Source organism: Sphingomonas pseudosanguinis (genome assembly GCF_014196255.1).
In the GTDB taxonomy this organism is placed as follows: domain Bacteria; phylum Pseudomonadota; class Alphaproteobacteria; order Sphingomonadales; family Sphingomonadaceae; genus Sphingomonas; species Sphingomonas pseudosanguinis.
This window is the reverse complement of sequence record NZ_JACIDH010000025.1, coordinates 1-13,735: the sequence shown is the minus strand read 5'-3', so window position 1 is coordinate 13,735 and position 13,735 is coordinate 1. Positions and strand designations below refer to the sequence as shown.

General features: G+C 67.1%; 14 protein-coding genes. 6 read left to right on the top strand and 8 right to left on the bottom strand.

What is annotated here, in order from left to right; translation table 11 throughout:
• Positions 1 to 30 precede the first annotated feature (30 nt).
• A complete protein-coding gene (locus tag GGR48_RS16695) occupies positions 31 to 1,374 on the bottom strand; it encodes an RsmB/NOP family class I SAM-dependent RNA methyltransferase (protein ID WP_183952970.1) in 1,344 nt (447 codons plus the stop codon).
• Between the two features lie 68 nt (positions 1,375 to 1,442).
• Between GGR48_RS16695 and GGR48_RS16690 the strand changes: the two genes are divergently transcribed.
• Positions 1,443 to 1,604, top strand: a complete 162-nt coding sequence (locus GGR48_RS16690) for a DUF1674 domain-containing protein (RefSeq protein ID WP_183952969.1) — start codon at positions 1,443 to 1,445, stop codon at positions 1,602 to 1,604.
• Positions 1,605 to 1,824: 220 nt separating this feature from the next.
• On the opposite strand, the gene argB is transcribed toward GGR48_RS16690, so the two are convergent.
• Together argB and GGR48_RS16680 are read right to left on the bottom strand one after the other, a co-directional pair.
• Positions 1,825 to 2,724, bottom strand: a complete 900-nt coding sequence (gene argB / locus GGR48_RS16685; RefSeq protein WP_183952968.1) for an acetylglutamate kinase — start codon at positions 2,722 to 2,724, stop codon at positions 1,825 to 1,827.
• A gap of 59 nt (positions 2,725 to 2,783) precedes the next feature.
• Positions 2,784 to 3,437 (bottom strand): queuosine precursor transporter, encoded by a 654-nt coding sequence (locus GGR48_RS16680; protein WP_183952967.1) that lies wholly within the window; start codon positions 3,435 to 3,437, stop codon positions 2,784 to 2,786.
• A gap of 283 nt (positions 3,438 to 3,720) precedes the next feature.
• Here GGR48_RS16680 and GGR48_RS16675 point away from each other — a divergent pair, with 283 nt between their 5' ends.
• The gene (locus GGR48_RS16675; RefSeq protein ID WP_183952966.1) at positions 3,721 to 5,130 is read left to right on the top strand and encodes a M20/M25/M40 family metallo-hydrolase; all 1,410 of its coding nucleotides are present in this window, start codon (positions 3,721 to 3,723) and stop codon (positions 5,128 to 5,130) included.
• Between the two features lie 21 nt (positions 5,131 to 5,151).
• Here the strand turns inward: GGR48_RS16675 and GGR48_RS16670 are convergent, their stop codons facing one another.
• Positions 5,152 to 5,511, bottom strand: coding sequence for a hypothetical protein (locus GGR48_RS16670; protein ID WP_206362426.1), 360 nt, complete (start codon positions 5,509 to 5,511; stop codon positions 5,152 to 5,154).
• Between the two features lie 152 nt (positions 5,512 to 5,663).
• The gene (locus tag GGR48_RS16665; protein WP_183952964.1) at positions 5,664 to 6,422 is read right to left on the bottom strand and encodes an EAL domain-containing protein; all 759 of its coding nucleotides are present in this window, start codon (positions 6,420 to 6,422) and stop codon (positions 5,664 to 5,666) included.
• A gap of 220 nt (positions 6,423 to 6,642) precedes the next feature.
• Here GGR48_RS16665 and GGR48_RS16660 point away from each other — a divergent pair, with 220 nt between their 5' ends.
• The gene (locus GGR48_RS16660) at positions 6,643 to 6,966 is read left to right on the top strand and encodes a hypothetical protein (protein WP_183952963.1); all 324 of its coding nucleotides are present in this window, start codon (positions 6,643 to 6,645) and stop codon (positions 6,964 to 6,966) included.
• Positions 6,967 to 7,034: 68 nt separating this feature from the next.
• On the opposite strand, the gene rpoZ is transcribed toward GGR48_RS16660, so the two are convergent.
• Positions 7,035 to 7,379 (bottom strand): DNA-directed RNA polymerase subunit omega, encoded by a 345-nt coding sequence (gene rpoZ / locus GGR48_RS16655; protein ID WP_007407028.1) that lies wholly within the window; start codon positions 7,377 to 7,379, stop codon positions 7,035 to 7,037.
• 147 nt (positions 7,380 to 7,526) lie between these two features.
• Here rpoZ and GGR48_RS16650 point away from each other — a divergent pair, with 147 nt between their 5' ends.
• Positions 7,527 to 8,723: a phospholipase D-like domain-containing protein gene (locus tag GGR48_RS16650; RefSeq protein WP_183952991.1), complete on the top strand. Its 1,197-nt coding sequence runs from the start codon at positions 7,527 to 7,529 to the stop codon at positions 8,721 to 8,723.
• A 127-nt stretch (positions 8,724 to 8,850) separates the two neighbouring features.
• On the opposite strand, the gene GGR48_RS16645 is transcribed toward GGR48_RS16650, so the two are convergent.
• Complete coding sequence (locus tag GGR48_RS16645) at positions 8,851 to 9,465, bottom strand: class I SAM-dependent methyltransferase (protein ID WP_183952962.1); 615 nt, start codon at positions 9,463 to 9,465, stop codon at positions 8,851 to 8,853.
• A gap of 146 nt (positions 9,466 to 9,611) precedes the next feature.
• Here GGR48_RS16645 and GGR48_RS16640 point away from each other — a divergent pair, with 146 nt between their 5' ends.
• On the top strand, positions 9,612 to 9,932 hold the full coding sequence (locus tag GGR48_RS16640) for an antibiotic biosynthesis monooxygenase family protein (protein ID WP_183952961.1): 321 nt from the start codon (positions 9,612 to 9,614) through the stop codon (positions 9,930 to 9,932).
• A gap of 150 nt (positions 9,933 to 10,082) precedes the next feature.
• Here the strand turns inward: GGR48_RS16640 and GGR48_RS16635 are convergent, their stop codons facing one another.
• On the bottom strand, positions 10,083 to 12,374 hold the full coding sequence (locus GGR48_RS16635) for a CDC48 family AAA ATPase (protein ID WP_183952960.1): 2,292 nt from the start codon (positions 12,372 to 12,374) through the stop codon (positions 10,083 to 10,085).
• Between the two features lie 263 nt (positions 12,375 to 12,637).
• Here GGR48_RS16635 and GGR48_RS16630 point away from each other — a divergent pair, with 263 nt between their 5' ends.
• The gene (locus GGR48_RS16630) at positions 12,638 to 13,528 is read left to right on the top strand and encodes a LysR substrate-binding domain-containing protein (RefSeq protein ID WP_183952959.1); all 891 of its coding nucleotides are present in this window, start codon (positions 12,638 to 12,640) and stop codon (positions 13,526 to 13,528) included.
• Positions 13,529 to 13,735: the final 207 nt, after the last annotated feature.

The window sequence follows — 13,735 nt, the reverse complement described above, 5'->3', positions numbered from 1 at the left end:
ATTCGTCCTTAACGTCATATCGCGCCCAAGTCAGCCTTTGCGTTGCAGCATCGCGATGAAGAAGCCGTCGAGCCGCCCCTCCTTTGCGAGGAGCGTGGGCAGGGTACGGATCGTGCCCTTGTCGGTCACCCCGGGCCAGTCGCCGGTGATCGGGACCAGCGCATAATCGGGGCGTGCCTCCAGAAAGCTCGCGATCTGCGCCTCGCCTTCCTCGGGCTCCAGCGAGCAGGTGGCATAGACCATCGTCCCACCGGGCTTCAGCCAGTCGGCGGCGCGGGCCAGGATCACGCGCTGCAATTCGGCCATCTCGGCGATGATCGCGGGGCGGACGCGGTAGAGGACGTCCGGGTGACGGCGGAAGATGCCGCTGGCGCTGCAAGGCGCGTCGACCAGGATCGCGTCCGCCTGCTCCTTGGGCGTCCATTCGCGCAGGTCGGCGGTGACGACCTCGGCAGATTGGCCGGTGCGCTCCAGATTCTCGTTCAGCCGCGCGAGGCGCGCTTCGGACTGGTCGATCGCGGTGACGGTCCAGCCGGCGGCGGCGAGCTGCAACGTCTTGCCCCCCGGCGCGGCGCACAGGTCGAGCACATGCCCCTTCCCCTCGCCCAACAATCGTGCCGGGATCGAGGCGGCGAGATCCTGCACCCACCAGGCGCCCTCGTCGAAGCCCTGCAACTCCATGACCGAATGGCCCGAGGGCAGGCGGACATGGCCGGGGAGCAGGCTGACCCCGCCCAGCTTCTCCGCCCATTCGGCGGTCGCGGCGGGATCGGCCAGCGTCAGGTCGAGCGGCGGCGGGGCGGCGATGGCATGGGCGGCGGCCTCGACCATCTCCTCGCCCCAATTCTCCTCCCAGCGCGCTTCGGTGGCGTCGGGCAGCGCGGGGATTTCAGGGAGCAGGACGCCGCTCTTGGTGATGGTGCTGAACACGCCGTGGACCAGCTTGCGCGGGCCGCCATCGACCAGCGGCAGCACGGTCGCGATCGCGGCATGCGGCGGCGTGCCCAACGCCAGCACCTGCACCAGCGCGATGCGCAGCGCGAAACGCGCCTTGGCATCGTCGGGCAGGCGCTGTTTGGTCGCCGAATCGATCAGCGCGTCGAGATCGGGCAGGCGGCGCAGCGTCTCGGCGGCGATGGCGTGGGCCAGGCCCCGGTCCGGTCCCCCCGCCAGCGCGCGCGTCGCCGAAGCGAGCGCGGCCTCCAGCGGCTCACCCCGACGCAGCACCGCGTCGAGCAGGCGGATGGCCGCGCGGCGGGTGGCGGTGCCCAGCGGCTCGCTGGGGCGCTGCGGTCCCCCGCGCCTGTCACCGCCCTTGGGTCCACCACGGCGATCGGGGCGGCCACGGGTCGGCGATTGGGGAGGACGTGTCACTTGGCAAAACTCCTGTCAGCCCCGACATGGGCTGCGATATACCCGCCCCTTAGTCGAAAGGACCGCCCATGGGCCAGCGCCCCGACCATGTGAAGCCGCCCGCCTATCTGTCGCAGAACCCGCCGGTGCCGGAACCCGAGGCCAAGCCGGAGCCGGACGCCGACCCGTTGGGGAAGAACCCGGTGCGCTACGGGGATTGGGAATTGAAGGGAATCGCGGTCGATTTTTGAGGGGAATCTCCCCCCTCTGTTTCTTTTTCTCAAGCCCCTCCCGCAGGCGGGAAGGGTTTGGGGAGGGCAAGGAGCCTCGCAGAGTTGATCGCTTGTGGCTTGCCCTCCCCCACCCCCTCCCGTTTAGGGGAGGGGAGCGGCTAGGGGCCAGGGTAGGCTACCCCCAACTGCCGTTCAGCCTGAGCGAAGTCGAAGGCCACGCCCCGACCCCACCACACAATCACCGCCGGACCAGAGTCCCCGCCCCCTGCTTGGTGAAAATCTCCAGCAGCATCCCATGCGGAACACGCCCGTCCAAAATCACCGCCGCATCCACCCCGGCCTCGACCGCCGAGACGCAGGTTTCCAGTTTCGGGATCATCCCCCCCGAAATCGTGCCGTCCGTCCGCAGCTCCGCGATCCGCGCCGGGTTCAGGTCGGTCATCAACTCCCCCTGCTTGTCGAGAACCCCCGCGACATCGGTCAGCAGGAAGAAGCGCGATGCGCCCAGCCGCGCGGCGATCGCGCCCGCCATGGTGTCGGCGTTGATATTATAGGTGTGCCCGTCCATCCCGATCGCGACCGGCGCGATCACGGGGATGATGCCGTCGGCGCACAGGCTTTCGATCAGGCGCGGATCGACCGACACCGGCTCGCCGACGAAGCCCAGATCGACATGGCGCTCGATTCCTTTCAGCGGATCGGCCTCGCGCCCCTGCACCTTCTCGGCGATGACGAGGCCGGCGTCCTTGCCCGAGATGCCGACCGCGCGGCCCCCGGCGGCGGAGATCCAGCTGACGATTTCCTTGTTGATCGATCCTGCCAGGACCATCTCGGCGATCTGCGCGGTTTCCTTGTCGGTGACGCGCAGGCCGTTGACGAACTGCGACTCGACGCCCAGCCGCTTGAGCATCGCGCCGATCTGCGGCCCGCCGCCATGGACGACCACCGGGTTGATGCCGACCGCCTTGAGCAGCACCATGTCCTCGGCGAAGTCGCGCTGCCGCTCGGGATCGCCCATGGCGTGGCCGCCATATTTCACCACGAAGGTCTTGCCCGCGTAACGCTGGAGATAGGGCAACGCCTCGGTCAGCGTCTCGGCCTTGGCGAGCAGGGCGGCGTCGGGATCGTGGTTGGTCATCCCCGCCCTTTATCGCGGGGCGGCGGCGGGGAAAACCGGCAATATGTCCGGTCTCGAGGTCAGGCCCGGTCCAGCTTGCGTCCCAACCCCACGAACACATAGATCAGCGGCGGGATCAGTATGGCGGACAGCGCGACTTTGGCGATCATCTGGCCCACGATCAGCGGGCCGATCGGAAATTCGCCGTAAAAGGCGATGGTCACGAACAGCAGCGTGTCGACGATCTGGCTGAGCATGCTGGCGATCGCCGCGCGCAGCCAGAGGAGCTTGCCGCCCTCCCTGCCCTTCAGCGCGGCGAAGATGGTGACGTTCAGCGTCTGCGACACGCCGTAGGCGACGATGCCGCCCAGCCAGATCCGCCAGGTGGACCCCAGCACTAGCTGGATCGCATCGCGATTGGCCGGGATCATCTCGGGCGAGGCGGGCAGCGAATAGACGATGAAGGACAGCGCCAGCGACACCAGCAACGGCACGAAGCCCACCCGCACCAGCCGCCCGGCGACCTGCGGCCCATGCAGTTCGGCGACCGCGCTCGACGTCACGACCAGCAGCAGGAAGGCGAAGATCCCCGCCTCCACCGCCAACGGCCCCAGCGCCACCTGCTTGTTGCCCAGCACGCCCGCGATACACACCATGCCGCCGTAGAAGATCGACAGCGCGAACAGCGAGGGCGAGATCAGGCGGGGGCGAGCGGCAATGTCGGGCTGGTCCATCGGCGACTGCTAGCGCGAAAACGGTCCGGGGCAAAGGATTAGGCGCGTTTCCTGCCGCTCGCGGGTATGGCCTGCGGCCATGCCCCTCCACCATCCTTCGGATGGTCCCCCTCCCCAAGCACAGCTTGGGGAGGAATGACGCTCCAAATCCTCCCCAAGCTGTGCTTGGGGAGGGGGACCGCGCCCGCAAGGGCGTGGTGGAGGGGCATCACCGCCAACGACTTGCGCGCACCGTCCCGACACGCTCTATTCCCCGCCGACACATAAAAAACAGGGGGATCATATGCGGTTGGCAAAATGGCTCGGCGGGGTGGCCGCAGCACTGGCGATTCCCGGGGCGATACTGCCCGGCCTCGCGGCGGCACAGGATCGTCCGGACCAGAAGGCGTTCTTCGACCTCTACAAGCAGCTGGTCGAGACCAACACCGCGCTGTCGGTGGGCAGCTGCACCCAGGCCGCATCGCAGATCGCCGACCGGCTGAAGGCGGCGGGCTATAGCGACGCCGACATCACCCTGTTCTCGGTGCCCGACCATCCCAAGGACGGCGGCATCGTCGCGGTCCTGCCCGGCACCGACAAGAGGCTGAAGCCGATGCTGCTGCTCGGCCATCTCGACGTGGTCGAGGCCAAGCGCGAGGACTGGACCCGCGATCCGTTCAAACTGATCGCGGAGGGCGGCTATTATTACGGGCGCGGCACCGTCGACGACAAGGCGATGAGCGCGGTCTGGGCCGACACGCTGATCCGCCTGAAAAAGACCCCGCCCAAGCGCACCATCAAGATGGCGCTGACCTGCGGCGAGGAAACGACCTTCGCCTTCAACGGTGCGGAATGGCTGGCCAAGAACAAGCCGGACCTCGTCGCCGCCGAATTCGTCCTGAACGAGGGCGGCGGCGGCCGGCTCGACGACCGGGGCCAGCGGCAGCTGCTGGCGGTGCAGGTCGGCGAGAAGGCGGCGCAGAACTATACCTTCCTGGCGACCAATCCCGGCGGGCACAGCTCGCAGCCGACGCCGGAAAACGCGATCTACGAACTCGCCGATGCGGTGAAGGCGGTGCAGGGATATGAATTCCCCGTCATCCTGACCGATACGACCCGCGCCTTCCTGACCGCGACCGCGCAGCGCGTCGGCGGCCAGCTGGGCGATGCGATCACCCGGCTGCTCGCCGACCCGACCGACAAGGCGGCCGATGCGATCGTCAGCCGCGACAAGGCGCTGCACTCCACGCTGCGCACCACCTGCGTCGCCACGCTGCTGCAGGCTGGTCATGCCGAAAACGCCCTGCCCCAGCGCGCGACCGCCAATATCAATTGCCGCATCTTTCCCGGCGAAACGGTCGAGGGAACGCTCGCCAAGCTGAAGGAACTGGCGGGGCCCAAGATCACCGTCACCGCCAACCAGCCGGTGCGCCCGACCGCGATCCCGCCCAGGCTCGATCCGAAGATCATCGGCCCGATGAAGGCGGTCGCGGCGAAGCATTTCCCCGGCGTCGCGATGGTGCCGATGATGTCGACCGGCGCGACCGACGGCATCTTCTTCCAGGCGATCGGCATCCCCGTCTACGGCGCGCCGGGCATCTTCATCGAGAAGGACATGTCGGGCATCCACGGCCTGAACGAGCGGATTCCGATCAAATCGCTCTATGACGGCCGCGACTATCTCTACGACCTCGTCCGCGCCTACGCCTATTGAGGCATCGAAGGACGGCGCCGTTCAGTGGGGCAGAACGGTGCCGTCGGCGGGCATGACGGTGGTGGCCCGCGCCGGGATGGGCGCATCATTGTCGCATGGCCGCGTCGCGATCGTCCGTCCGGCGCGGCGGATGATCAGCCCGCTGCTGATGGCGGGATCGTTGCGACCATCCGCGCCGAAGCCGGTGCGTATCGTTCGATCGAACAGAATGTAGCGATAGTCGCGATTCGCGACGTGAATCTGCGTCTCGCCCCCGCCCGAATAGCCGCGCCGCGCCAGCCGCAGATCAAACGCGGTCAGTTCGACCCGGCCCGGCCGTCCGTAACGATAGATGGCGCGCTTGCCCGAACCACAGACCGTCGCCTGCTTGCCGCCCAACATACATTGGACGATCGGCGTTTCGCCGGCCAGGCAAAGCGATCCGCCGCGATCGGGCGTGACCTGTCGTCCGCCGGGTGACGCCCCAACAAGTGCCAATAGTGTCACGATGCATATTCCCATGCGAACCATATCGTGGCTCGGAGAGCGCATCATCAGCCGACCAGCGCGTCCGCATGTATCCGCGGCAGGCGTTCGAGTGCGGGGCGGGCATACCAGTAACCCTGGTGATAGCGGACGCCGAGGTCGTTCAGGGTCGCCGCCTCGGCCGCCGTCTCGATCCCCTCGGCGATCAGCAGCGTGTCGAGTTCGGCGCACAGCGACACCATCGACCGCACGATCGCGCGGCGGCGGGGATTGGTGTCGATGTCGCGGATCAGCTCCATGTCGAGCTTGATCTCGTCGGGCACGAAGCGCGCGAACATGTCGAGGCCCGAATGGCCCGCGCCGAAATCGTCGATCGCGACCGAAAAGCCGATCTGCTTATAGGTGTCGATGATGCTCGCGACATGTTCGGGCGAGCCCATCTGCTCATTCTCGGTGAATTCGAAGATCAGCCGGTCGATCGGCATGTTGACCGCCCGCGCGGTGCGCATGGTCAGCTGGATACAGGCCAGTGGCGAATAGACCGCATTGGGCAGGAAGTTGATCGACAGCTTCGCGTCGGTGTCCATCAGGCCCGCCGCCATCGCGCTTTCGATCGCCTTCACCCGACACGCCTGGTCGAACGAGTAGCGATTCTCCTCGGTCACGCGCGACAGCACACCGTAAGCGCCCGATCCGTCCAGTCCGCGCACCAGCGCTTCATAGGCGAAGGGCTGGCCGGTATGCGTGTCGACGATCGGCTGGAACGCCATCGCGAACGGGATGTCGAAATCGATACCGTCCCGGCACCCGCTGCAGATCTTGCGCATTTCCATGCCCCCGGTCTGACCGGGATTGGTTAAGCGCCCGTCAAGATCGGATCATAGGCCGGCATTTGGCCCATGCGCCACTATCTTGGCCCCATCCAAAAGCCGAACCGATTCCCGTCGTCATCCTGCCACGACGCTGAACGCCCCCGCCACCGGCGGTTCAGCTTGGCCGGCGCAATCTGCCCGTCACCGGGAGCTGCTTTGCATTGGGATGAAGGTCATGAAGATGCTCAAGACGGGCCTGTTGCTGGCCCTGGCCGGCGGTACGCTGGTGGCGACGGCCGCCGGGGCGCAGGACTGGCGTTACGACGATTACATGGCGCACCGGGCCGGTCGCGGGGCCGCAATCCACGCCTATCAGGCCGGCCGGGACCAGCGCGCCGCCGATACCGCCGCCTATTATGGCGATTATCGTGCGGCCGATGCCTATGCCCATGCCGCCGCCGTCCGACGGGCGGAGGCGCACCGCGACGCGCGTTTCGCCCGCCATGAACGCCACGCCGCGCGCTGGGACTACTGGCATGGCGGCGGCTGGGGTTACTGAGCCCATGCAAAAGGGCCGGCGCGAGGGTTCGCACCGGCCCTTTTCATATCGGGAGTCCGGACGGCGGATCAGCCGTCGTAATCGGCACCCAGATTCTGGTTGCGCGGCGGGGCGGCGGCGGTCAGGCGCAGCGCCTCGGCCGAGGCCTGCAGGCTGCCGACGTCATCCGCCTCGTCCTCGTCGTCGATCTGGACGCGCTGCAGGCTGTTGACGACCGCTTCTTCCAAATGAGTCGGACGAACGGTTTCCTCGGCGATCTCGCGCAGCGCGACGACCGGGTTTTTATCGCGATCGCGATCGACGGTCAGATCCGCACCACCCGAAATCTGACGGGCCCGCTGCGCCGCGAACAGCACCAGATCGAAACGGTTGGGAACCTTGTCGACGCAATCCTCGACGGTGACGCGCGCCATGCGTGTGTCCTTCGCAAATAATGCTGGGATGAAAGCCGGCCACCTAGCAGCAAAGACCTCTCAAGTCAAAAGCCATGGCCGGTGCAACATGCGCGTCACCTCGACCGTTACGCTTTCGACAGGATCATCTGCCGGAGGACCCGCCCCATTTCCGTCGCCCCGCCGCCCGACCAGCCCCCCGAGCAACCGGTCTTCCAGGTCGATGGCCACCGCCTGACCCTGCTGGATACGGGACCCCGGCGGCTGGAGGCGTTGCTCGCGCTGATTGCGGGGGCGCGGCACTGTCTGCGCATCCTTTATTACATCTACGCCGATGACACGACCGGGCGGCGGGTGCGCGATGCGATGATCGACGCCGCCCGGCGCGGGGTGGCGGTCAGCGTGATCGTCGACGGATTCGGCGCCGGCGCAGACGAGGATTTCTTCCGCCCCCTGTTGGAGGCGGGCGCGCGGCTGTCGCGGTTCGAGCCTCGCTTCGGCCGCCGCTATCTGCTGCGCAATCACCAGAAGCTGGCGCTGGCCGATGCCGGGCACGATCCCCGGATCATCATCGGCGGCTTCAATATCGAGGATGATTATTTCGGCACCCCCGCCGACCAGAGCTGGCGCGACCTGGGCCTGTTGGTCGAGGGGCCGGCGGCGGCGCGGATGGCGGGCTATTTCGACGCGCTGTTCGCCTGGACGCAGAACCCCAAGGGGCGACTGCGCGACCTGAACAAGGCGCTGGCGCATTGGAGCGAGCCGGCGGGGGCCTTGCGCTGGCTGATCGGCGGCCCCACCCGGCGGCTGTCGCCCTGGGCGCGGACGGTGCGCGACGATATGCGGCGCGGTCGGCGAATCGACGTGATCGCGGCCTATTTCACCCCCAGCCCCACCATGCTCCGCCGGCTCGACCGTGCCGGGCGCCGCGACGCGCAGGTGCGCATCGTCACGGCAGGCAAGTCGGACAATCAGGCGACGATCGCGGCGGCGCGCTTCACCTATGCGGGCCTGCTGCGCAAGGGCGTGCGGATCTTCGAATATCAGCTCACCAAACTGCATACGAAATTATACGTCATCGACGATGCCGTGCATGTCGGCTCGGCCAATTTCGACATGCGCAGCCTGTTCGTGAATCTGGAGCTGATGCTGCGGATCGAGGACGCCGCCTTCGCCACCCATGTCCGCGCCTATATCGATGGCGAGATCGCACGGTCGGAGGCGATCACGCCCGACTGGTATAAGCGCCACACCACCTGGTTCCAGCGGTTGCGCCAGTTTGCGGCCTATCTGCTGATCGCGGTGATCGACCCGTCAGTGTCGCGCGGGCTGAATTTCGGGATCGAATCGCCCGATGGCGACTAAAATTCCTCCCCTGCAAGGGGAGGTGTCAGGCCGTCAGGCCTGACGGAGGGGTGTCCCGCTATCGAGAGGGTGACACCCCTCCACCAGCTTCGCTGGTCCCCCTCCCCTGCAAGGGGAGGAATGCGTTTCAGTCCTTCCACGCCCAATAGAGCTGCGCCGGCGGTACGTTCCACCATTCCATATCGTGGTCGATATTGTCCCAGTGCGGAACCAGGAAGTCCTTCACCTTGGGGCTGAACTGATAGACCAGGAAGGCACCGCCGGGGCGCAGCACGTCATGCGTCGCCTGCGCGATCGCGGGGCCGACGCCGGGCGGCAGGGTCGAGAAGGGCAGGCCCGACAGGACATAGTCGGCATGGTCGAACCCATGGTCGCGCACGATCTTCTGCACGTCGGCCGCCGATCCGTTCACCGCCGCGAAGCGCGAATCGACGATGGTGTGGCTGAGATAATCGCAGAAATCGGCATTGGTATCGATCGCGATCAGCTTGGCGTCGGGCGCCATACGCTCCAGGATCGGGCGGCAGAAGGTGCCGACGCCGGGGCCATATTCGACGAACAGCTTGGTATTCGCCCAGTCGACCGGACCCAGCATCTTGCGGATCAACTTGCCCGAGGACGGGATGATCGAGCCCACCATCACCGGATGCTTCAGGAACTGCTGAAAGAACATCTGGCCGGGCGACGGATAACCCGTGGCGTCGGTGCGGGACTTGCGCGCGGCGGTGGTCGAGCTGGGCATCGAGTTCCTGTCGTTCGTGATCCCCGCGAGGAGGACGCGCGAGGGAAACCCCCTCGTCGCACAGGTGCCGAACGACTTTCAAGCTATTGGGTTGCGGTCGGGGGGTGCATTCCGTCGCAAAGCGGACTGGCAAAAGGGGGCGGAGAATGGATCGGACGGGGCAGATCGCGGTGATTTTCGTGTCGCAACGGAGGGATAGCGACGCGCAAGGCTATGCGCGGGCGGCCGAGGCGATGGAAACGCTCGCTGCGCAACAACCGGGCTATCGCGGCGTCGACAGCGCGCGCGGGGCGGATGGGCTGGGCATTACCATCAGCTGGTGGGCGGATGAGGCCAGCGCGCTGGCGTGGCGCGCGCATCCCGAGCATGCCGCGATCCGCGAGCGTGGGCGGGCGGCGTGGTATTCGGCTTATGAGGTCGCGGTGGCCGAGGTAGGGCGAAGTTATATGTGGGGCGATAAATCCTGACCTTCGATCTTGCCGCTCCCCTCCCGCAGGCGGGAGGGGATGGGGGAGGGAAAGGAGTCTCACCGAGACCATCGCTTGTGGCGAAGCCCCCTCCCCAAACCCCTCCCCCTGTCGGGAGGAGGGGCTTAAGTACCAGGAGGGCTTGGGAACCTACGGCTGCTTATCGCCCCTCGGCGTCAGCATCCCCGGCGCGATGAAGCCGATCGGCTGGATCGCCGCCGCGTCCTGTTTCAGCTTGGCGGCGATCTGTTCGTAATCGCGCTCCATCTCCGGGGTGACGCTCGCGCGCGCCTCGGTCAGCGCCTCGTCGAACGCGGCCATGTCGACCTGGGTCGCGCCCAGTGACTTGCGCAGCGCGATCAGGCCCGCCCGGCGCACGACATCACCCAAGTCCGCGCCGGTGAAGCGGTCGGTTCGCGCCGCCACATCGTCCAGGTCCACGTCCGCCGCCAGCGGCATCTTGGCGGTCTGGATACCCAGAATCCGCCGCCGACCCGCCTGGTCGGGCACGCCGACATAGATCAGCTCGTCGAACCGCCCCGGCCGGAGCAGTGCGGGGTCGACCAGATTGGGCCGGTTGGTCGCACCGATCACGACGACCGACTGGAGCTCCTCCAGCCCGTCCATCTCGGCCAGGATGGTGTTGACCACCCGCTCGGTCACCTGCGGCTCGCCCAGGCCACCGCCGCGCGCGGGCACCAGCGAATCGAGTTCGTCGATGAAGATCACCGTCGGCGCCACCTGTCGCGCGCGCTGGAACAGGCGGGTGATCTGCTGCTCGCTCTCCCCATACCATTTGGACAGCAGATCGCTCGACTTGGTGGCGATGAAATTGGCCTGCGCCTCGCGCGCGACCGCCTTGGCGAGCAGGGTCTTGCCGGTGCCGGGGGGACCATAGAGCAGGAACCCCTTGGCCGGCCGGATGCCCAGCCGCCGAAACGCATCCGGGTCCTTCAGCGGCAGCTCGACGCCTTCCTTCAACTTCATCTGCGCGGTGTCGAGCCCGCCGACATCCTCCCAGCGGACGGTCGGCGCCTGCACCATCACCTCGCGCATCGCCGAGGGCTGGACGCGCTTCAACGCCTCCATGAAGTCCTCGCGCGTCACCGACAGCGTGTCGAGCACCTCGGCCGGGATCGTCCGTTCCTCCAGGTTCAGGCGCGGCATGATCCGCCGCACCGCCTCGATCGCCGCCTCGCGGGTCAGCGCGGCGAGATCGGCGCCGACGAAGCCGAAGGTGGTACGTGCCAGCTCGGCCAGATCGACCTTGTCGCCCAGCGGCATGCCGCGCGTGTGGATACCCAGAATCTCGCGCCGCCCGCGCTCGTCGGGGACGCCGACCACGATCTCGCGGTCGAACCGGCCCGGCCGCCTGAGCGCCTCGTCGATCGCCTCGGGCCGGTTCGTCGCGGCGATGATGACCAGGTTCGCCCGCGCCTCCAGCCCGTCCATCAGGGTGAGGAGCTGCGCGACGAGCCGCTTCTCGGCCTCGCCCTGCACCCGGTCGCGCTTGGGGGCGATCGAATCGATCTCGTCGATGAAGACGATCGAGGGCGCGGACTTGGTCGCCTCCTCGAAAATCTCGCGCAGCCGCTGCTCGGACTCGCCGTACGCCGAGCCCATGATCTCGGGGCCGTTGATCAGGAAGAATTGCGCATCCGATTCGTTGGCCACCGCACGCGCGAGGCGCGTCTTGCCGGTGCCGGGCGGGCCATGGAGCAGCACGCCCTTGGGCGGCTCGACCCCCAACCGCTCGAACAATTCGGGATAGCGCAGCGGCAGTTCGACCATCTCGCGCAACTGGTCGATGGTCGAGGCCATGCCGCCAATGTCATCGTATGTGACGTCGGCGCGGCGGGCCTCGCGCGGTTCCTCATATTCGGAGCGCAGCTCGACCTCGGTATTCTCGTCGATATGGACCACGCCCTTGGGGCTGGCCGCGACGACCGCGAGGCGGATTTCCTGGAGCGCATAGGCGGGCGCGTTCATGAACTGCGCAACGCCCGGCGGCATGTTGGTGACGCGCTGCTGCCCTGCGGTCGCGACCACATCGCCCTGGCAGAGCGGGCGGTTGAAGAAGGTGCGCTTCAGCGCCTGGGCAGAACCCTGGAGCCGCAGATTCTGCTGCGCGGGCGCGAAGACGACGCGAGTCGCGGGCTTCGATTCGACACGCCGCACCTCGACGAAATCGCCCGAGCCGACGCCGGCATTGGCGCGCTGCAACCCGTCGATGCGGAGCAGGTCGAGACCCTCGTCCTCGGGATAGGGCGCGACCGCGCGCGCGGGCGTCGCCTGCTTGCCGACGATTTCGACGACATCACCCTCTGTAATGCCAAGCGCCGCCATCAGCGTGCGCGGCAGATGGGCCAGGCCGCGCCCGGAATCCTCTGGGCGGCTGTTGGCCACCTGTATCTTGCGGGTCGGCGCGTCGCTGTCGGCCATGATCGTCCCTTGGCAAAGTGTCTGAGACACGAAAGCGCGGGACGTGGGGGCGGGTTCCGGCCAGCGAAAGGCCGGCCCGCCGAGCGGAGGCAAAAAAAAGGGCCGATCGAAACGACCAGCCCGTAAAAGTTTTTAGGAGAGGATGCCTGAAAGGCCCGTTCCTTTTGCGGCGCAGCACGCTATGTTGCAAGTGCGAAAAGCTTGGCTATGATTGCAGTTTATGCAATCCTCTGGTCGAGAGGGTATCAAACAACAGGTGTGAGATGCGCAGGCTCCCCCCGCTGGGTGCGATCGAAGCCTTCGTCCAGGTGGTGCGCCTGGGCTCCATCAAGGCGGCCGCCGAGGAACTGGCGCTGTCCGCGCCCGCACTCAGCCGGCGTGTGCAGACGCTGGAGCGCTTCGTCGGCAAGCCGCTATTCGCCCGGCGGCATCAGGCGATGGTGCCCAATGACGACGGCCAACTATTGATGGAGCAGATCGCGCCGCTGCTCGACCAATTGTCCGACGCGGTGGAGGCGATGACCAGCGGGCAGGAGGTGCTGCGGCTGCGGCTCGGCGTGCTGCCGCTCTATGCGGCGCAGCGCCTGTTCCCGCATATGGGGCTGCTGCGCGCCGTGCATCCCGAACTGCATCTCGACATCGATACCGCCGGTCATGGCATCACCCGGCTGGGCGACGGGCTGGACGCGGTGATCGCGCTGGGCCGCGACATCGATCCGTCGCTCTATGCCAAGCGGCTGGATTTCAACAAAGTCTATGTCATCGGCTCGAAGCGGCTGATCGAGGGCCCCAATCCCCTGCTCCGCCCCGAACAGATGAACGGCATGACCGCGCTGCTCCACCGCGAAATGCCCGACGCCTTCACCGCCTGGTGCCAGGCGGCGGGGCTGACCAACATCAAGCCCAAGGCGATCGACTTTTTCGACTCGGGCGGGCTGATGCTGGAGGCGGCGGCGCAGGGACTGGGCGTCGCCTTCATGCACGCCAGCCATTTCGAACATGCCCAGGACCCACGGCTCGTCCGCCTGTTCGATATCGAGGTCGACAGCCCGTACAGCCACTGGTTCGTCTGCCGCCCGCGCGCGCTGCAGCAGAAATCGGTGAAGCTGTTCCACGACTGGCTGATCGCCACGCTGTACCCGGCGGCGGCGTAGGCAACTTCTCCCCCTCCCGCAGGCGGGAGGGGGTCGGGGGGAGGGCAGGACGCCTCGCAGAGACCAGTGCTTGTGGCGTTGCCACCCCCCACCCCACCCCCCCGCGGGGGGGGGGGGGGGGGGCGGGCGGGGGGGCCGTAGGAAATTAAAGACAAAAAAACCCCCCCCCCCGGCGGGCGGCGGGGGGAAACCAGGAACCAAAAACAG